Origin of the sequence: Xanthomonas sp. PPL134 (assembly GCF_040595915.1) — a bacterium.
Taxonomy (GTDB): Bacteria; Pseudomonadota; Gammaproteobacteria; order Xanthomonadales; family Xanthomonadaceae; genus Xanthomonas_A; species Xanthomonas_A indica.
Genome location: NZ_JAMDLL010000006.1, coordinates 149,098 through 168,702 on the forward strand (window position 1 = coordinate 149,098; position 19,605 = coordinate 168,702).

13 protein-coding genes are annotated in these 19,605 nt (G+C 71.3%); 9 read left to right on the forward strand and 4 right to left on the reverse strand.

The genetic code is table 11. The features are described from left to right. Nucleotides 1–191: 191 nt before the first annotated feature. A complete protein-coding gene (locus M3U25_RS13250) occupies nucleotides 192–2,621 on the reverse strand; it encodes a membrane-bound PQQ-dependent dehydrogenase, glucose/quinate/shikimate family (RefSeq protein WP_355502431.1) in 2,430 nt (809 codons plus the stop codon). A 346-nt stretch (nucleotides 2,622–2,967) separates the two neighbouring features. Here M3U25_RS13250 and M3U25_RS13255 point away from each other — a divergent pair, with 346 nt between their 5' ends. From M3U25_RS13255 to M3U25_RS13275, 5 genes are all read left to right on the forward strand, one after another. Continuing rightward, complete coding sequence (locus M3U25_RS13255) at nucleotides 2,968–4,110, forward strand: efflux RND transporter periplasmic adaptor subunit (RefSeq protein WP_355502428.1); 1,143 nt, start codon at nucleotides 2,968–2,970, stop codon at nucleotides 4,108–4,110. A 10-nt stretch (nucleotides 4,111–4,120) separates the two neighbouring features. Then, on the forward strand, nucleotides 4,121–7,249 hold the full coding sequence (locus M3U25_RS13260; protein ID WP_355502424.1) for an efflux RND transporter permease subunit: 3,129 nt from the start codon (nucleotides 4,121–4,123) through the stop codon (nucleotides 7,247–7,249). Beyond that, nucleotides 7,246–8,682 carry an efflux transporter outer membrane subunit gene (locus tag M3U25_RS13265; RefSeq protein WP_355502421.1) on the forward strand — a complete coding sequence of 479 codons (1,437 nt, stop codon included), beginning with the start codon at nucleotides 7,246–7,248 and terminating at the stop codon, nucleotides 8,680–8,682. Before M3U25_RS13260 ends, M3U25_RS13265 begins: the two co-directional genes overlap by 4 nt. Before the next feature lie 603 nt (nucleotides 8,683–9,285). Beyond that, nucleotides 9,286–10,143, forward strand: a complete 858-nt coding sequence (locus M3U25_RS13270) for a PA4780 family RIO1-like protein kinase (RefSeq protein WP_048491578.1) — start codon at nucleotides 9,286–9,288, stop codon at nucleotides 10,141–10,143. A gap of 634 nt (nucleotides 10,144–10,777) precedes the next feature. Further along, nucleotides 10,778–11,737 (forward strand): alpha/beta hydrolase, encoded by a 960-nt coding sequence (locus tag M3U25_RS13275; RefSeq protein WP_355502417.1) that lies wholly within the window; start codon nucleotides 10,778–10,780, stop codon nucleotides 11,735–11,737. 182 nt (nucleotides 11,738–11,919) lie between these two features. Here the strand turns inward: M3U25_RS13275 and mnmG are convergent, their stop codons facing one another. Both mnmG and M3U25_RS13285 read right to left on the reverse strand, forming a co-directional pair. Further along, nucleotides 11,920–13,809: a tRNA uridine-5-carboxymethylaminomethyl(34) synthesis enzyme MnmG gene (mnmG, locus tag M3U25_RS13280; RefSeq protein ID WP_355502414.1), complete on the reverse strand. Its 1,890-nt coding sequence runs from the start codon at nucleotides 13,807–13,809 to the stop codon at nucleotides 11,920–11,922. Between the two features lie 507 nt (nucleotides 13,810–14,316). Further along, a complete protein-coding gene (locus M3U25_RS13285; protein ID WP_355502411.1) occupies nucleotides 14,317–14,832 on the reverse strand; it encodes a hypothetical protein in 516 nt (171 codons plus the stop codon). A gap of 164 nt (nucleotides 14,833–14,996) precedes the next feature. Here M3U25_RS13285 and M3U25_RS13290 point away from each other — a divergent pair, with 164 nt between their 5' ends. From M3U25_RS13290 to M3U25_RS13305, 4 genes are all read left to right on the forward strand, one after another. Next, nucleotides 14,997–15,956 (forward strand): pyridoxal-phosphate dependent enzyme, encoded by a 960-nt coding sequence (locus M3U25_RS13290; protein ID WP_355502408.1) that lies wholly within the window; start codon nucleotides 14,997–14,999, stop codon nucleotides 15,954–15,956. After that, the gene (locus M3U25_RS13295; protein WP_160946735.1) at nucleotides 15,953–16,576 is read left to right on the forward strand and encodes a YdcF family protein; all 624 of its coding nucleotides are present in this window, start codon (nucleotides 15,953–15,955) and stop codon (nucleotides 16,574–16,576) included. The genes M3U25_RS13290 and M3U25_RS13295 overlap by 4 nt, the downstream gene beginning before the upstream one ends. Before the next feature lie 31 nt (nucleotides 16,577–16,607). Next, entirely contained in the window at nucleotides 16,608–17,036 is a 429-nt protein-coding gene (locus M3U25_RS13300; protein WP_160946734.1) for a ketosteroid isomerase-related protein, read from the forward strand. A 116-nt stretch (nucleotides 17,037–17,152) separates the two neighbouring features. Then, nucleotides 17,153–18,667 (forward strand): glycosyltransferase family 39 protein, encoded by a 1,515-nt coding sequence (locus M3U25_RS13305; RefSeq protein WP_355502404.1) that lies wholly within the window; start codon nucleotides 17,153–17,155, stop codon nucleotides 18,665–18,667. On the opposite strand, the gene bioC is transcribed toward M3U25_RS13305, so the two are convergent. Then, the gene (gene bioC / locus M3U25_RS13310; RefSeq protein WP_355502401.1) at nucleotides 18,635–19,525 is read right to left on the reverse strand and encodes a malonyl-ACP O-methyltransferase BioC; all 891 of its coding nucleotides are present in this window, start codon (nucleotides 19,523–19,525) and stop codon (nucleotides 18,635–18,637) included. The two genes, M3U25_RS13305 and bioC, sit on opposite strands and share 33 nt — an antisense overlap. Nucleotides 19,526–19,605 lie beyond the last annotated feature (80 nt).

The window sequence follows — 19,605 nt, forward strand, 5'->3', positions numbered from 1 at the left end:
TCTGCGCCGACGCCGAGAACACCGCGCTTGACGGTGCGGGCAGCGCCGACCTGGCCTACGCCACCGCGCGCTGCGCGGCGCCGTAACCCATCGTCGGCCGACGTGCTGCGCCCGGTCGAGGCGCTACGCGGTCCGACGAACGCGAGGCCATCCATTGCCACCACGTGCGGTGGCAATGGGGCGCCGTCTGCCTACTTGGCGTTCGGCAGCGCGTAGGCGATCACGTAGTCGCCGCGGTCCGGCGACTGCCGCGCGCCGCCGGCGGTGATCACCACGTACTGCTTGCCGGTCTTGGTCGACACGTAGGTCATCGGACCGCCCTGGCTGCCCACCGGCAGCCGCGCCTTCCACAGTTCCTTGCCGGTGCCGCTGTCGAACGCGCGCAGGTAGTAGTCCTGGGTGCCGGCGATGAACACCAGGCCGCTCTGCGTGGCCAGGGTACCGCCCAGGGTCGGCATGCCGACCGGAATCGGCAGGTGCATCTTGAAGCCGAGCGGGCCGGTGTCCTGCACGGTGCCCACCGGCACCTGCCAGGCGATGCTTCGGGTCTTCAGGTCGATCGCGCTCAGCGTGCCGAACGGCGGCGCCTGGCAGGGGATGCCCAGCGCCGACAGGAAGCGGTTCTTGTTGACCGCGTACGGCGTGCCCTTCAGCGGCACCGCGCCCATGCCGGTGTTGACCGCCTCGCCGCCGCTGGAGGTGGCCGCCTTCTCGGCCTTCTGCGGGATCATCTGCACCCACAGGCCCAGGCGCATGTCGTTGGCGAACACCACGTCGTGCACCGGGTCGACCGACAGACCGCCCCAGTTCATGCCGCCCAGCGAGCCGGGGAAGCTCAGCGACACGTCGGTACCGGGCGCGGTGTACAGGCCTTCGTAGCGCATCTTCTTGAAGGCGATGCGGCACAGCATCTGGTCCAGCAGGGTGGCGCCCCACATGTCCGCTTCGGTCAGGTGCTTGGTGCCGATCTGCGGCATGCCGACCGATAGCGGCTGGGTCAGCGCATACGGTTCGTGGGGGATGTCGGCGGCCTTCACCGGCACCTCGCGGACCTCGGTCAGCGGTTTGCCGGTGGCGCGGTCGAGCACGTACAGCTGGCCGGCCTTGGTGCCGATGATCAGCGCCGGCACCTTGCGGCCGTCGGCCATCGGGAAGTCGATCAGGCTCGGCTGCATCGGCAGGTCGAAGTCCCACAGATCGTTGTGCACGGTCTGGTAGACCCACTTGACCTTGCCGGTGCTGGCGTCCAGCGCGGTGATCGAGGCGCCGAAGCGGTGGTCCAGCGCGCTGCGCTCGGCGCCGTACAGGTCGGTGGACGGGCTGCCCATCGGCAGGAACACGGTGTTGGAGGCAGCGTCGTAGGACATCGGCGCCCACACGTTCGGCGTGCTGCGCACATAGGTCTTGCCCGCGGCCGGCGGCTGCGTGTCCTGCGGGTTGCCCGGGTCGAAGGCCCAGCGCTGTGCGCCGGTGATCACGTCGAAGCCGCGGATCACCCCGCCGGGCATGTCGGCCTGGACGTTGTCGGCGACGCGGCCGCCCACCACCACGGTGGTCCCGGCCACGGTCGGCGCCGAGGTCAACTGGTAGAACGGATCGGGTGCGGCGCCGAGGCCGGCCTTCAGGTCGACCTGGCCGTTCTGGCCGAAGCCGCTGCAGAACGCGCCGGTGTCCGCATCCAGCGCGATCAGCCGCGCGTCGATGGTGTTGGTCAGCACGCGGCGCCGGCAGTTGGCGCCGGCCGGCAGCACCGCCGCCGCTACCGGCGACGCGTTGGCCGCCGTTGGTTGGGCCAGCGCCGCGTCGGCATCGAAGTAGGCCAGGCCGCGGCAGCGCTGCCAGACCGAGGACTGCGCATTGATCTCGTGCTTCCACAGTTGCCGGCCGCTGCTGGCGTCCAGCGCGATGACGTTGTTGTGCGGGGTGCATACGTACAGCGTTTCGCCGATCTGCAGCGGGGTGGTCTGGTCCTCGGCACCGTTGCCGTCGCTGAGGGCGACATCGCCGGTGCGGTAGGTCCAGGCCACCTGCAACTGGCCGACGTTGCCGCGGCCGATCTGGTCCAGCGCGGCGAAGCGGTTGCCGCCGGCGGTGTTGCCGTAGTGGCTCCAGTCGCGCTGCGCCTGCGCCGGGGGCACCGGCACCGGTGCCGGCCCGGGGCCGCTGGCGGCCACCGGCGGATGCGGCACGAACATGCCGGCCAGGCCGCCGGCGCAGGCCAGCGCCAGCACCGCTGCCAGCGCATACGCGCCGCGGCCGCCGGGCAGGCCGCGGGCACGGCGCAGGGTCGGGTAGACCAGGGCGACCAGCAGCGCCAGCACCGCCGGCATCATCAGCCGCGACACCAGCGGCCAGAACGCCAGGCCGGCGTCCCAGTACGCCCAGGCCACGCTCAGCACGAAGGCCAGCGCGTACAGCCAGGCGCCGGCCGGGCGCCGCCGCAGCACCAGCACCGCCGAGGCCACGCAGGCCGCGCCCATCGCCAGGAAGTAGGGGCTGCCGCCGAGCGTGGCCAGGCGGATGCCGCCGACCAGCAGCGCCAGCCCGATCAGCGCCAGCAGCAGGCCGACGCTCCACAGCACGATCCGGCCGCCGGCCGACACATCCGATTGGGTTTGCACGTTTTCGATCCTCTGCAGGGGAGACGCACGGCGTCCGCGACCGGCCACGAGCGCGGCGAAGGCGGGGCGTGCGCACGATGACATGCCGCGGCGGGAAAGCACGTCGGCAGATTGGGCGATTATCGCATTTGTGTTCGGTAATAGAACGAACGACGACGTTCGCCGACGCGATGCTGCGTGCCGGTTTCCGACGTTTCTCCGACCTTGGTGAAGCCCGTACAACGCACTGTTACAGGGATGGTGCGATGCGACACATCCGTGGAGTAGCGTTGCGCGTTTCTTCCCAGCCGCACTCCCCATGTCCGACCTCCTCCAGGCGCCTCGTCGTCCCCTTCGCTGTGCCGTCGTGCTGGCCATTGCCGTGGCCGGAGGCTGCTCCGGCGACAAGCCAGCGGCTGCGCCGCCGCCGCGGGTGGGGGTGCTGACCGTGGGCGCACGCACGCTGCCGGTCGAGCGCACCCTGGCCGGTCGCACCGTGGCCTACGAGACCGCCGACGTGCGCCCGCAGGTCGGCGGGCTGCTGCGCCAGCGCCTGTTCCAGGAGGGCCAGGAGGTCAAGGCCGGGCAGGCGCTGTACGTGATCGACCCGGCGCCGTACCAGGCCGCCTACGACATCGCCCGCGGCAACCTGGTGCAGGCCGAGGCGGCGCTGGCCAGCGCACGGCCCAAGGCCGAGCGCACCCGTACCCTCACCGACATGGATGCGGCCAGCAAGCAGGACGCCGACGACGCGCTGTCCACCCTGCACCAGGACGAGGCGGCGGTGGTCGCGGCCAAGGCGGCGCTGCAGGCGGCGCGGATCAATCTCGACTACACCCGCATCACCGCACCGATCTCCGGCACCATCGGCACCTCCGCCTACACCGTCGGCGCGTTGCTCACCGCCGCGCAGGACGCGGCGCTGACCACCATCCAGCGGCTGGACCCGATCTACCTGGACGTCACCCAGTCCAGCACGCAGATGCTGGCGCTGCGCCGCCAGCTCGATGCCGGGCAGATCCACGCCATCGACGGCAAGGCGCAGGTGCAGGTGCGGCTGGAGGACGGCAGCACCTACCCGCATGCCGGCACCCTCGAATTCGTCGGCACCCAGGTCAACGCCGGCACCGGCAACGTCACCCTGCGCGCGGTGGTGCCCAACCCCGAGCACCTGCTGCTGCCGGGCATGTACCTGCGCGCGGTGTTGCCGATGGCCACCGACCAGGGCGCGGTGCTGGTGCCGCAGCAGGCGGTGACCCGCGACAGCAAGGGCGAGCCGCTGGTCAAGCTGCTCGACGCGCACGACAAGGTGGTGGAGCGGCACATCCGCACCGGCGAGGCCCTGGGCCACGACTGGGTGGTGGAGTCCGGGCTCAAGCCGGGCGAGCGCCTGATCGTGGTCAACGGCAGCCGCGCCGAACTCGGCAAGCCGGCGCAGCCGTATCCGGTCACCGCCGCCCAGCTCGACGCCGCGCCGGCGCTGCCGGGCGACGACGCCCAGGCCGACTGAGGACTCCCGCATGTCGCGCTTCTTCGTCAACCACCCGGTGGTGGCCTGGGTCATGGCCATCGTCATCGTCCTGATCGGCATGCTGGCCATCCATGGGCTGCCGGTCGAACGCTATCCGCACATGGCGCCGCCCACCATCACCGTGCGCGCCACCTACACTGGCGCCTCGGCGCAGACGGTGGAGAACACCGTCACCCAGCTGATCGAACAGTCGCAGCAGAGCCTTGACCACCTGCTGTACATGACCTCCACCAGCGCCTCGGACGGCACCGCGCAGGTCAACCTGGTGTTCGAGACCGGCACCAACGCCGACACCGCGCAGGTGCAGGTGCAGAACCAGTTGCAGTCGGTGATGTCGGTGTTGCCGCAGGCGGTGCAGCAGAACGGCCTGGTCATCACCAAGTCCAGCGGCTCGCTGTTCGAGGTGGTGGCGTTCACGTCCGACGACGGCAGCATGGACAACTTCGATGTCGCCAACTACATGGAATCGAACATCGACGACCAGATCAGCCGCGTCAGCGGCGTCGGCAACATCCAGCCGCTGGGCTCCGAATACGCCATGCGCATCTGGCTGGACCCGGAGAAGCTGCGCAAGTACGCGCTGATGCCCTCGGACGTGGAGAACGCGCTGCAGTCGCAGAACACCGACGTGTCGGCCGGCGAGATCGGCGGCCAGCCGGCGCTGCGCGGGCAGCGCCTGGACGCCACCGTGACCACCCGCAGCCGCCTGCAGACCCCGGCGCAGTTCGGCGCGATCGTGCTCAAGAGCGATGCCAGCGGCGCCGCCGTGCACCTGTCGGACGTGGCCAGGATCGGCCTGGGCCCGGAGACCTACGACAGCATCACCCGCTTCAACGGCAAGCCCTCGGCCTCGCTGGGCATCGAGCTCAACTCCGACGCCAACGCGGTGGAGACCTCCAGGGCGATCGACCAGCGCCTGCAGGAGCTCAAGCAGTACTGGCCGCACGGCTTCAACTACCACATCGCCTTCAGCACCACGCCGTTCGTCACCACCTCGATCAAGGAAGTGGTCATCACCCTGATCCAGGCGGTGCTGCTGGTGGTGGCGGTGATGTACCTGTTCCTGCAGAACTGGCGCGCCACGCTGATCCCGACCATCGCCGTGCCGGTGGTGCTGATGGGCACCTTCGGCGTGCTCGCCGCGTTCGGCTACTCGATCAACACCCTGACCATGTTCGCGATGGTGCTGGCGATCGGCCTGCTGGTCGACGACGCCATCGTGGTGGTGGAGAACGTGGAGCGGGTCATGGGCCAGGAAGGCCTGCCGCCGAAGGAAGCGACGCTGCGTTCGATGCAGCAGATCGGCGGCGCCCTGGTCGGCATCGTGCTGGTGCTGACCGCGGTGTTCGTGCCGATGGCGTTCTTCAACGGCGTCACCGGCGTGATCTACCGGCAGTTCTCGATCACCATCGCCGCCTCGATGATCCTGTCGGTGCTGGTGGCGATGACCCTGACCCCGGCGCTGTGCGTGACCATCCTCAAGCCGCTGCACCAGGGCGAGGCGCCGATCGGGTCGCACGGGCGCCTGGGCTGGTTCTTCGTCTGGTTCAACACCCGCTTCCGGCACCTGTCCGAGCGCTACCGCACGCTGGTCGAGCGGGTGCTGGGCCGGCGCGCGCTGGGCCTGGTCGCCTATGCGCTGCTGATCGCGGTCACCGGCCTGCTGCTGTGGCGCCTGCCCGGCGCGTTCCTGCCCGACGAGGACGAGGGCATGCTCAACGTGCTGGTCAAGCTGCCGGCCGGCTCCACCCTGGAGCAGACCCTGGCGGTGACCGACCGGCTGACCAAGGCCGCGCTGAAGGACCCGGGCGTGCGCTCGGTGCTGTCCTCGGCCGGCTTCAGCGTCACCGGCGCCGGCCAGAACGTCGGCATGGCCTTCGTGCGCCTGAAGGACTGGGACGACCGCGACGACGACGCGGCGACCATCGCCGACCATCTGAACAAGGCGCTGGCCGACGTGCCCGACGCGGAACTGTTCGTGACCTCGCCGCCGGCGATCACCGGCCTGGGCGACGCCTCGGGCTTCACCTTCGAACTCATGGACTACGAAGGCGCCGGCCATGCCGCCCTGGTCGCCGCGCGCGACAAGCTGCTGCGCCTGGCCCAGCACGATCCCAAGCTGATGAACGTGCGTTACGCGAGCCTGGAGGACGCGCCGGTGTACGCGGTCAAGATCGACGACGCCAAGGCGCAGGCGCTGGGCGTGGACCCGGGCGACATCAACGCCACGCTCAACAGCGCGCTCGGCGGCGACTTCGTCAACAACTTCATCTACAAGGGCCGCATCAAGAAGGTGTTCGTGCAGGGCGATGCCGACGCGCGCATGGCGCCGCAGGACCTGGACCGCTGGACGGTGCGCAACGCCGGCGGCGACATGGTGCCGATGTCGGCCTTCACCCGCTCGCACTGGACCAGCGCGCCGGCGGCGCTGGAACGCTACAACGGCGTGTCGGCGATGGAACTGACCGGCCAGGCGGTGCCCGGGGTCAGCTCCGGCGCGGCGATGGACGCGATGGCCGAACTGAGCAAGCAACTGCCGCACGGCTTCGGCTATGCGTGGTCGGACATGGCCTACCAGGAGAAGCTGTCGGCCAACCAGGCGCCGGCGCTGTATGCGATCTCGCTGCTGTTCGTGTTCCTGTGCCTGGTGGCCTTGTACGAGAGCTGGTCGATCCCGTTCGCGGTGATGCTGGCGGTGCCGGTAGGCGTGTTCGGCGCGGTGCTGCTGATGACCCTGCGCGGGCTGGAGAACGATGTCTACTTCCAGGTCGGCCTGCTGACCACGGTGGGCCTGGCGGCGAAGAACGGCATCCTCATCGTCGAGTTCGCGCGCGACCTCGAACACCGCGGCGAAAGCCTGCTCGCCGCCACCCTGCACGCGGTGCAGATGCGCCTGCGGCCGATCCTGATGACCTCGCTGGCGTTCCTGCTCGGCGTGCTGCCGCTGGTGTTCAGCAAGGGCGCCGGCTCGGCCGCGCGCCACTCGCTGGGCACCGGCGTTACCGGCGGCACCCTGGCCTCGATCACCCTGGGCCTATTCTTCGTGCCGCTGTTCTACGTGATCGTGCGGCGGATGTTCCCCGGGCGCCCGGCCGCCACCGAGGAGGCGCAGGCATGAGCGCGATCTTCCGCATGAGCGTGGCGGCGGCCACGCTGCTGGCCCTGTCCGGCTGCACCCTGGCACCGACCTACGTGCGCCCCGCGGCGCCGGTACCGGCCGACCTGGCAGCGGTCGACGCGGCACCCGCCACGGGCACCGCCACCGACACGCTGGCGATGCCGGACTGGCAGCAGGTGTTCCTGGATCCGCGGCTGCGCCAGACCATCGCGCTGGCCCTGCAGAACAACCGCGACCTGCGCGTGGCCGTGCTGTCCATCGACAAGGCGCGCGCGCAGTACCGCATCCAGCGCGCCGCGCAGCTGCCGTCGTTCGATGCCAACGCCAGCATGAGCCGCGGCCGCAGCAGCGCCGCCAGCAACGACGACGGCGTCTCCCAGGTCAGCACCAGCGACACCCTGCAGGTCGGGCTCAGCAGCTGGCAGTTGGACCTGTTCGGGCAATTGCGCAGCCTCAGGCAGGAGGCCCTGCAGAACTGGCTGTCCAGCGCCGAGAACCAGCGCAGCGTGCGCCTGAGCCTGGTCGCCCAGGTTGCCGCGGCATGGCTGACCGTGGGCGCTGACCAGGAACAACTGACCCTGGCGCAGCAGACCCTGGACAGCCAGACCCAGACCCTGCAACTGACCGAGCGCCAGCACGGCGTCGGCAGCGTGTCCGGGCTGGACCTGGCGCAGCAGCAGACCAGCGTGGAATCGGCACGCGTCGCCGTCGCCAGCGCCGCCACCCAGTTGGCGCAGGCGCGCGATGCGCTGCAGCTGCTGGTGGGCGCGCCGGTGGAGGCGGCGCTGCTGCCGACCGCGCAGGCGATGCAGGACAGTGTCGCGCTGGCGCCGCTGCCGGCGCACCTGTCCTCGACGCTGCTGCTGCAGCGCCCGGACGTGCTCGCCGCCGAGCACACCCTGCAGGCGGCCAACGCCGACATCGGCGCCGCACGCGCGGCGTTCTTCCCGTCGCTGAGCCTGACCGCCTCGACCGGGCGCAGCAGCGATGCCCTGTCCACGCTGTTCTCCGCCGGCAGCCGCACCTGGTCGTTCGTGCCCAGCATCACCGCGCCGATCTTCCACGCCGGCGCGCTGAAGGCCTCGCTGGACGCGTCCAAGCTGGGCAAGGACATCGCCGTGGCGCAGTACGAGAAGGCGATCCAGTCGGCCTTCGCCGAAGTGGCCGACGCCCTGGCCGCGCGCGACCACCTGCAGGCGCAGCTGAGCGCGCAGCAGGCCCTGGTCGACGCCAGCCAGCGCAGCTACACCCTGGCCGACGCGCGCTACCGCGCCGGCCTGGACGGCCACCTGGCGGTGCTGGATGCGCAGCGCTCGCTGTACGCCGCGCAGCAGGCGCTGATCGCGTTGCGCCTGCAGGACGCCAGCAACCGCGTGACCCTGTACCAGGTGCTCGGTGGGGGCGCCGACGCCCAGGCCACTGCCGCGCCCTGAGCCGGAGTGCGGCAGGCCCTAGGCAACTGAGGCGGAGAGTGGGGCAGAGAGTAAAGCGGAGCTCGAGGCAGGCCTGAGCATGCAGAAGCGTCGCCACGCGCGACGCCCCCCTTTGGGAGGGACTTCAGTCCCGACGCATGGCAGTTGGACGCCGTCCAACTGACGTCCTGTGCGACATCCCCATCGCGCCTCACGCGGCCAGCCGCGCGCTGTTTCCCTGGCCGAACCCGGTCGCACGCAACGGCACGTGCCGCACAGTTAGCGCGGGAGGCGCTTGTTGTGGGAGGGACTTCAGTCCCGACGCGATAGCCGTCGAACGCCTCTGCAACCATCGACCCAAGCAACGCGCGCGCCCTCGCGGCACACAACACGACAGCCTTGCGCCACCGTCTCGATCGCTGAACGCAGCGGCACGCCTCGGCGGACGTTGTAGACAAATGCCGGACGCCTGCGCCCCGCATCTCGTGCGTCGCACAGGCCGCAGGCCGCGCCGGACGCAGCTTCGGCGCGTTGGCGCCATCGGCGACGCCGCACCGACGCGCCCGGCAAGACGCCAGGCTTGGGCCATAATCGCGGCGACCCACTCCAGGTATGCCGCACCCGATGAAGATTCCTCCGAGCCTGCAGCCGTTGATCGACGATGGCGTCATCGACGGCGTGCTGCGCCCGCTCAAGAGCGGCAAGGAGGCCGCGGTCTACGTGGTCCAGGCCGGCGACGACGTGCTCTGCGCCAAGGTCTACAAGGACATGGCGCAGCGCAGCTTCCAGGCGCGCGTGCAGTACCAGGAAGGGCGCAAGGTGCGCGGCAGCCGCCAGGCGCGGGCGATCGGCAAGGCCAGCAAGTTCGGCCGCCGCGAGCAGGAGGCCGCGTGGAAGGACACCGAGGCCAACACCCTGTACCAGCTGGTGGATGCCGGCGTGCACGTGCCGCAGCCGCGCGGCTATTTCCACGGCGTGCTGCTGATGGACCTGGTCACCGATGCCGACGGGCAGAGCGCGCCGCGGCTGAGCGAAGTGGAACTGGAACCGGCGCAGGCGCAGGCTTTCCACGCCCAGCTGGTCGGGGACGTGGTCAAGATGCTGTGCCTGGGCCTGGTCCACGGCGACCTGTCCGAATACAACGTGCTGGTCGGTGCCGACGGCCCGGTGGTGATCGATTTCCCGCAGGTGGTCAGCGCCGCCGGTAACAACGCCGCCCGCACCATGCTGCTGCGCGACGTGCATAACCTGCGCGATTGCCTGGGCCGCTTCGCCCCCGAGCTCAACGCCACCCATTACGGCGAGGAGATGTGGGCGCTGTACGAGAAGGGCACGCTGCGCCCGGACAGCGCGCTCACCGGCCGCTTCGCCTTCGATACCCGCCGTGCCGACGTGCGCGCGGTGCGCGCCTCGATCGAGGACGCGCGGCAGGAAGCCATCATCCGCCAGCAGGGCCGCGAGGCCGCCGCGCAGGACGACTAGCGCGGTCCTCCCGCTCCGAGCACGCCGCCCTGCGGGTGGGCGTGCCTGTGGGCGGGACGCGGCGACATGGAGGCTCGACTGCGTTCGGATGAGCGCATGCAGCACGGCCACCGCCGCCCGCAACGCCCCATGGCCTCGGCCAGTCCGCGCATCGCTGCCGCGTCGCCCGATCGGCACCCGATCGAGTGCGCCGACTCCAGCAGCGCACGCGGCCACAGGCGTGCGGCCCCGACCCATCGGATCAGGCTGGCAAGACGTCGACGACACCGCGCCGGTGGAGCCGACGCCAGCAGAGCGCGGCGCCCCGCAACGCCAGCGGCGTGCGCGCCAGCCCCGACGCGATGTCCTCGGATGTACGGCAGGCTGCGGCGCGAACCCTGTGTTCGCGCACGCGCATGTTGCGCTGCAATGCGGCGCAGTCACATGCGCGACCCCGGCCCGCGTGCGCCGCAAACCGCGCGAAGCCTTGTCACGCCCTGCATTGCGCCCGCCGCCGCGCCGCTGCAGGCGGCCGTCTGCCGCTGGCCCGCCAGGCGCCGTGATGCGCGTTCCAGTTCGATTATTTGCGGAAACGGTTATGAGAAATAACAATCTGGTCGACGCCGCTTGCGCAGCCGCCCCGGGAGGGCCACCCATGTATTTCGATCCAGAGGTCGTCCGTTTCTTTGCCCTGGCGCAGCAGTCCGGGCAGCCGCCGATGGAGGAACTGCCCTTGCCCGAGGCGCGGGCGATGATGCGCGGCGTCGCCGCGCAGTTCGGGTTCCCGCGTGCGGAGATGGCCGAGGTCCGCGACCTGCAGGCGCCCGGTCCGGCCGCGCCGATTCCGCTGCGCCTGTATCGCCCGCACGGCCTCGACGCCGGCCCGGCGCCGACCTGCCTCTACGCGCACGGCGGCGGCGGCGTGGTCGGCGACCTCGACTCGCACGACGATGTGTGCCGGCAACTGGCCGCGCGCGCCGGCTGCCAGGTGCTGGCGGTGGACTACCGGCTGGCGCCCGAGCATCCGGCGCCGGCCGGCATCGAGGATGTGATCGCGGTTGTGCATTGGGTGGCCGCGCATCCGGGCGAGGTCGGCGCCGATCCGCAGCGCCTGGCCATCGCCGGCGACAGCATGGGCGGCGCCCTGGCGGCCAGCGCCGCGCTGGCCGCGCGCGATGCCGGCATCGCCCTGCGCTGCCAGATCCTGATCTATCCGCTGACCAACCTGCATGCGGACAATCCTTTCCCCTCGCGCGTGCACAACGCCGGCATCCCGCCGCTGACCGAAGCGGCGATGCGCTATTTCGACCGTCAGTACCTGCCCGACCCGTCGCTTGGGTCGGACTGGCGCATCTCGCCGGTGGTGGCGCCGGACGTGGCCGGCGTCGCCCCGGCGCTGGTGGTGCTCGCCGACCGCGACGCGCTGCACGACGAAGGCCTGCACTACGCGCAGCGACTGCGCGAGGCCGGCGTGGAAACCCTGGTGCGTGTCCACCCCGGCATGATCCACGGCTTCATCAACATGGGCAGCGTGATGCGCGTGGCCGGCGAAACCCTGGACCTGGCCGCGCTGCTGCTGCGCCAGCGTCTGCTGCCGGTGGCCGCGCAGGACTGAGCCCACCGCAGCGCGCACCACGTCCCGGCAAGCTCCGCCGGTCGCTGCTTCGCCAGGGACAATGCGTCCGTTGCGTCCGTAGGAGCGGCTTCAGCCGCGACCGGGTATTGCCGATGCACCTTCCGGTCGCGGCTGAAGCCGCTCCTACGGTGGTGATGCGCGCGATGCGCGTCCGCGACCGATCACGCCACCCGGCTGCGCCGCGCCCGTTCCAGGTGCACCAGCAGCAGCGAGATCGCCGCCGGGGTCATGCCGGGGATGCGCTGCGCCTGGCCCACGGTCTGCGGGCGCACGCGCTCGAGCTTCTGCTGCACTTCGGCCGACAGCCCGCGCACCTGCGCGTAGTCGAACGCGGCCGGGATCGGGGTGTCCTCGTGACGCTGCTGGCGTGCGATCTCCTCGCGCTGGCGGTCCAGGTAGCCGGCGTACTTGATGCCGATCTCCACCTGCTCGGCCACCTGCGCGTCGGCCACGCCGGGACCCAGCGACGGCACCCGCATCAGTGCGGCGTAGTCCAGCTCCGGGCGCTTGATCAGGTCCAGTACGGTGGTCTCGCGGCTCACCGCCACGCCCAGCGTGGCCGCGACCTCGCGGCCCAGCGCATTGCCCGGGGTGGCCCACAGCGCGCGCAGGCGCTCGTTCTCGCGCGCCACCGCCTCCTGCTTGGCCTGGAACCGCGCCCAGCGCATTTCGTCGACGATGCCCAGGTCGTGGCCGATACCGGTCAGGCGCGCGTCGGCGTTGTCCTCGCGCAACTGCAGCCGGTACTCGGCGCGGCTGGTGAACATGCGGTACGGCTCGCTGGTGCCGTGGGTGATCAGGTCGTCGATCAGCACGCCGATGTAGGCCTGGTCGCGGCGCGGCGACCACGGCTCCAGCCCGCGTACCTGGCGCGCGGCGTTGAGGCCGGCGATCAGGCCCTGCGCGGCCGCTTCCTCGTAGCCGGTGGTGCCGTTGATCTGCCCGGCGAAGAACAGCCCGGGCATGGCCTTGGTCTCCAGCGAGGCCTTGAGCCCGCGCGGGTCGAAGAAATCGTATTCGATGGCGTAGCCGGGGCGGGTGATGTGGGCGCGCTCGAAGCCGCGGATCGAGCGCACCAGCTCCAGCTGCACGTCGAACGGCAGCGAGGTGGAGATGCCGTTGGGGTAGATCTCGACCACGTCCAGGCCTTCCGGCTCGACGAAGATCTGGTGGCTGGCCTTCTCGGCGAAGCGCACTACCTTGTCCTCGATCGAGGGGCAGTAGCGCGGGCCGATGCCTTCGATCTGGCCGGTGTACAGCGGCGAGCGGTCCAGCGCGCCGCGGATGATGGCGTGGGTGCGCTCGGTGGTGTGGGTGATCCAGCACGAGACCTGGCGCGGATGCTGGGCGACCTCGCCCAGGAACGACATCACCGGCAGCGGATCGTCGCCGGGCTGTTCCTCCATCGCCGCGTAGTCCAGGCTGCGCCCGTCGATGCGTGGCGGGGTGCCGGTCTTGAGCCGGTCCACGCCGAAGCGGCCGTCGCGCAGCGCCTGCGCCAGCGCGGTGGCCGGTGGATCGCCGGCGCGGCCGCCGGCGTACTGGGTCTGGCCGATGTGGATCTTGCCGGCCAGGAAGGTGCCGGCGGTCAGCACCACCGCCGCGGCCTCGAAGCGCAGCCCGGTCTGGGTCAGCACGCCGCGCACGCACTCGCCGTCCATGACCAGGTCGTCCACCGCGGCCTGGAACAGGGTCAGGTTCGGCTGTGCCTCGACCAGGCGCCGGATCGCGCTGCGGTACAGGCTGCGGTCGGCCTGGCAGCGGGTCGCGCGCACCGCCGGGCCCTTGGAGGCGTTGAGGGTGCGCCACTGGATGCCGGCCAGGTCCGCGGCCTGCGCCATCGCCCCGCCCAGCGCGTCGATCTCCTTGACCAGGTGGCCCTTGCCGATGCCGCCGATGGCCGGGTTGCAGCTCATCGCCCCCACCGTCTCCACGTTGTGGGTCAGCAGCAGGGTGCGCGCGCCGGCACGCGCGGACGCCAGCGCCGCCTCGGTGCCGGCATGGCCGCCGCCGATCACGATCACGTCATAGCGGTAGAAGGAGTCGCTCATCGGGGTCTCGCGGCCGGCCCGTGAGCCGGCGGAAGGGGGCCGCAGGCGGGAGCGCCCTCGGCGGGAACAGGAATTTTAGCGGTTGCATCACAAATTGCAGATCTGGGCCTCAAGTTGGCACGCAATCTGCAGATATTCCCACTGCACCCAACGTGGCAATGCGTCAGGGGCGTATGACTGGAATTGGAACAGGGGCCAGTCACGCGCACGTTGGGGGAGCTGGGGGCCGGTAGTCGGGGGACTACCGGCCCTTTTTTATGCCCGTTTTCGCCCGGCGCCGGCGCCGGGCCAGCAACGGCAAGGCCCCAACGCGAAAAGCCCCGGCGGACCGGGGCTTTTCGTTGTGAGGCGCCGACGCCCGACAGGGCCGGAACAGGGGGGATCCAGATTTCCCTGTCGGACATCGACATAGACGGTGGGGTCACCCCTTCGGGTCATAAAGCGACGCAGTCGGTCACCCCGTAGGACGTAGAGTGCGTGTTGGGGCTGGCGAACGCAAGCCCTTTCTCAGGGCTCGAGTGTGCGACGTGTCCCATTGCTGCGCCCCATATTGCCGGGGCGTGGGGCAGGCGGGCGCTGCATCCCCTCGGGACGCTGCATCGCCGGCCGGGCCGGCTGCATCGACTGCGGCCGCGGCGACGAATTGAGCGCGTCCGGACGCCGCAGGCGGTCCATGTCGCGCCAGGGCGAGGGCACCCGACCGCCCACGCTGGGCGGCGGCGGGCGCGAACCGCCGTCGTCCGGCCGCGGACGCGGCGGCGGGCGGTGGCGCGGGCCGTCGTAGCCGCGATAGTAGTAATACGGCACGCCGTAGCCGTAGTAGCCGTAGTAGGCGGGGCCGTAACCGTAGTAGGGCACCGCGCCGTAAGGCGAGTAGTACTCGGAATAGCCGGCGGGGTAGCGGTACTCGACCGAGGGCGCGCCACGGTAGTAGCCACCGTCGCCGCCTCCGGCGTAATCGTAGGTGGCGCAGCCGCCCAGTGCGGCCAGCAGTCCAGCGGCGCAGATCAGGCGCAGTTTCATGGCGTTTGCCCTCCAGCAGGCTGGCTGACAGGTTCGGTCCGTTGCATTGAATCCCCCCTTAACTTCCCGCGCCGCACTTGAACGCTTAAGTCGCGCGCAACGGCGGCGAGCCGGCGCGGCTGGCGGGCGCTGCACGTTGGCGACGATACGCTACCCTTTCCCGCATGGTCTCACGTTTTCTGCCCGAGTTCGGCGACGTCCTGGCGGCCGCCGCACGCATTGCCGCGCACGCGCGGCCGACCCCGGTGCTGCGTTCGCAGGCGCTGGATTCCGCCAGCGGCGCGCAGCTGTACTTCAAGGCCGAACACCTGCAGCGCGGCGGCGCGTTCAAGTTCCGCGGCGCCTGCAATGCGGTGTGGGCGCTGGATCCGGCACAGGCGGCCTGCGGGGTGGTCACCCACTCCTCGGGCAACCACGGCGCGGCGCTGGCCTTGGCCGCGCGTACCCGTGGCATCGGCTGCCATGTGGTGGTGCCGGAAGGCGCGGTCGCCGCCAAGCTCGCCAACATCGCCCGCCACGGCGCCACCCTGTGGCGCTGCGCGCCGAGCATCGCCGCCCGCGAGGCGCTGTGCGCCCAGGTGCAGCGCGACACCGGCGCGACCCTGGTGCATCCCTACGCCGATCCGGCGGTGATCGCCGGGCAGGGCACCGCCGCGCTGGAGCTGCTGGACGCCAGCGGCGGGCTGGACCTGCTGGTGGTGCCGGTCGGCGGCGGTGGCCTGGCCGCGGGCAGCCGCCTGGCCCTGTCGGCGCTGGCGCCGCAGGCGCAGCTGCTGCTGGCCGAGCCGGCCGGTGCCGCCGATACCGCGCGCTCGCTGGCCGCCGGCGAGCGCCGCGTGGACATGGTCCCGGACACGATCTGCGACGGCCTGCGCGGCAGCCTCGGCGAACCCAACTTCGCCCTGCTGCACGGCCATGCCGAGGTGCTGGTGGTGGACGACGCGGCGACCGTGGCGGCGATGCGGCTGCTGTGGCAGGTGCTCAAGCAGGTGGTGGAGCCGTCCTCGGCGATCGCCCTGGCGGCGGTGCTGGCGCAGCCGGCGCGCTTCGCCGGGCGCCGGGTCGGGGTGATCCTGTCCGGCGGCAACGTCGACCTGGACGCCCTGCCGTGGGGCGCGGCATGAGTGCGCGGGGCGGGTTCCGCTGGCTGCGCTGGCTGCTGCGCCTGGCGGCGCTGGTGGGGCTGTGGCTGCTCGGCGTGGCGATCTACATCGTCTGGGTCGGCGACCGCGACCAGGCGGCGCCGGCCGACGCGATCATCGTGCTCGGCGCGGCGGCCTACGACGCCAAGCCCTCGCCGGTGTTCGAGGAGCGCATCCGCCACGGCCTGGACCTGTACCAGCGCGGCTACGCGCCGACCCTGATCTTCACCGGTGGCTTCGGCAACGGCGCGCGCTTCGCCGAGTCGCAGGTGGCAAGGCGCTACGCGCTGCGCCACGACGTGCCGGCCGATGCGATCCTGATCGAGACGGTGTCGCGCACCACCCGGCAGAACCTGATCGAGGCGCGCCGGCTGATGCGCGAACACGGCCTGCACCGGGCCATCGTGGTCAGCGATCCGCTGCATATGGCGCGGGCGCTGCGGCTGTGCCAGGAACTGCAGATCGACGCGCTGGCCTCGTCGACGCCGAGCAGCCGCTTCCGCAGCTTCCAGACCCGCTGGCGCTTCCTGCTGCAGGAACTGTACTTCTTCCATCGCGACCTGCTGGAGCGGGGCGTCGAGCACGGCGGCGAGACCGTATGATGGGCCTTTCCACGGCCGGAGGGCGGCAGCCATGAGCAACCACGGAGTTCCTGTGCAGGACCAGTCCATCGCCCTGGTCCAGGCCTATTACGCCGCGTTCAACCGCGGCGACTGGGACGGCATGCTGGGCATGCTCAGCGACGACGTCGCCCACGATCTCAACCAGGGCCCGCGCGAGACCGGCAAGGACGTGTTCGCCGCGTTTTTGCAGCGCATGAACGCCAGCTACCGCGAGCAGTTGCACGACATCGTGGTGCTGGCCGCGCAGGACGGCCGCCGCGCCGCCGCCGAGTACGTGGTGCATGGCGAATACCACCACACCGACACCGGCCTGCCGGAGGCGCGCGGCCAGCGCTACGTGCTGCCGGGCGGAGCGTTCTTCGATATCCGCGACGGCAAGATCGCCCGCGTCAGCAACTACTACAACCTCGAAGACTGGATCGCGCAGGTCTCCGCCTGAGCCGCACGCCGGCCTGAGGCCGGCGCGTTCGCGCTGTCGCAAAACTGTCCGCCGGCCGTCATCCGCGGCCGCAGGCGCCACGGCTATGGTCGCCGCGCCGACCGAGAGGACCGCCGATGCGCGCGCTGCTTCGTTCCCCGGCCGTCGCGGTGGCGCTGCTGGCCTGCACGCTCGCGCTGGCCCTGCTGGGCGCCCGCGGGATCTGGGACGCCGACGAAGGCCGTTACACCAATGTCGCGCTGAACATGCTGCACAGCGGCGACTGGCTCACGCCCCGGCGCAGCGAGGACGTGGCGCACTGGACCAAGCCGCCGCTGACCTACTGGGCGATCGCCGCCAGCGTCGCCGCCTTCGGGCCGTCGCCGTGGGCGGCGCGCTTGCCGTCGGCGCTGGCCTACCTGCTGTGCGTGCTGCTGGTCTGGCGCCTGGCCGCGCGGCTGTTTCCCGAGCGGCCCACGCTGCCGGCGCAGGCGGCACTGCTGTACGCCACCATGCTGGCGCCATTCGGCGCGGCGCAATGGATTTCCACCGACTTCCTGCTCGCCGCCTGCGAGACCCTGGCGGTGTGGGCCTTCGTCGAAGCACGTGCGCACCCGCCCGGGCAGGGCAAGCGCTGGATCGCGGCGATGTGGGCCGGCTTCGCCCTGGCGTTCATGACCAAGGGGCCGCCGGGCCTGCTGCCGTTGCCGGCGCTGCTGCTGTTCAACGCGGTGACGCCGGGGCCGCCGCGGCGCGCGCTGCAACTTTCCGGCATCGCGCTGTTCACGGTGCTGGCGCTGCCCTGGTACCTGGCGGTGATCCATGGCCATCCCGGCTTGCTGCAGTACTTCGTCGGCGACGAGGTGGTCAAGCGCGTGGCCAGCGATGCGTTCGGGCGCAACGCGCAGTGGTATGGCTGGGCGGTGGCGTATGCGCCGATCCTGGTCCTGGGCACGCTGCCGTGGACGCCGGCGCTGGCGCGCTGGGTCTGGCAGCTGCCGCGGCAGCTGCGGCAATGGTGGCGAACCCCGGCGCTGCGTCTGCAGCAGGCCGCGCCGCTGCTGCTGACCCTGTGGCTGCTGCTGCCACTGCTGGTGCTATGCCTGTCGCGCTCGCGGCTGCCGCTGTACGTGCTGCCGCTGTTCGTGCCGCTGGCGTTGCTGGCGGCGTGGCAGCGCGCGCAGGAGGGGCGCGCGCCGTGGCGCTGGCCGTGGCTGCTGGGCTGGTGCGGGCTGCTGCTGGCGCTCGCGCTGGCGCTGGCGCTGCTGCCCACGCACAAGGACGCCGGCGCCTGGGCGCAGGCGATCGCACAGCGCGCCGGCACGCCGGTGCGCGAGGTGGTGTTCGTCGAGGACATGGCGCGCTACGGCCTGCGCCTGGAACTGGGCGCGCAAGTGCGCAAGATCCGCCTGGATCCGCTGCCCGACGCGCCGCGCTTCGGTCCCGAGTACGACGCCGACCTGTCCACGGTCTTGCGGCAACCGTGCGCCGGCCGCGTGTGGGTGTGCAAGCAGGAGGTCTGGCCGCAGGTGGTCGCGCGCATCGCCGCGCAGGGGGCGCAGGTGCAGGCGCTGGGTCCGCCCTACCGGGGCCGGGTGCTGTTCCGGGTGCGGCCCGGCTCAGTCGCCGCGGCGGCGGATCGGGATCGCTGACAGCGGCACCGCAGCGATCTCGCCGCCGCCTTCGCGGATCGGCGCGCCCGGCGGTGGCGCCCAGGCGTGCGCGTAGATCACTTCCCAGGTGCTGGGCAGGGTGCCGTCGGCACCGCGCAGCGGCTCGTAGGCGGCGGTGGCGGCGGCGAACCGGCCGCGGCCGGTGAGGGTATGGCGGCGCGCCTGCAGCGCGTTGGTGGCCCCGATCGCGCGCAGTTCGCGCATCAGCGCGGCGAGGTCCGGATAGGTCAGGTTGAACACGTCGCGGTCCAGCACCGGATCGCGGAAGCCGGACAGCATCAGCGCATCGCCGAACTGCGCGATCGGCGCGAAGCGGCTCACGTGCGGCGTGGTCTGGTCGGCCTGGGCGAAGGCCTCGCGCAGTTCGATCAGCGTCTCTGGGCCGAAGCTGGAGCACAGCAACAGGCCGCCGGGGCGCAGCACGCGGCGGAACCCGGCGAACACCGCCGGCAGGTCCTCGACCCACTGCAGGCACAGATTGCTGAAGATCACATCGACGCTGTGCTCGGCCAGCGGCAGCGCGCGCGCGTCGGCGCAAACGCGGCCGAACGGCTTCCACCAGCCGGCCTGGCGCTTGGCCTGCTGCAGCATCGGCAGGGCCTGGTCGAGCGCGATCACCTGTGCGCGCGGCCAGCGCTTCTTCATCGCCGCGGCGGCATGCGCCGGACCGCTGCCCACGTCCAGCACCACCTGCGGCACGCGGTCGCCGAGGTAGTCCAGCGATTCCAGCAAGCGCCCCTGCACCTCGCGTTGCAGCGCCGCGGCGGCGTCGTAACTGGCGGCCGCACGCGCGAAGGCGCGGCGGATGTGCTGGGAGTCGAACGCGGAAGGATCCATCCGCGCATTATCGCCGCCCGCGTCGCGCTGCGGCCAGCGGTGGCGCCTGCATCACCGCGTTCTGCGCACGCGCCGCCAAT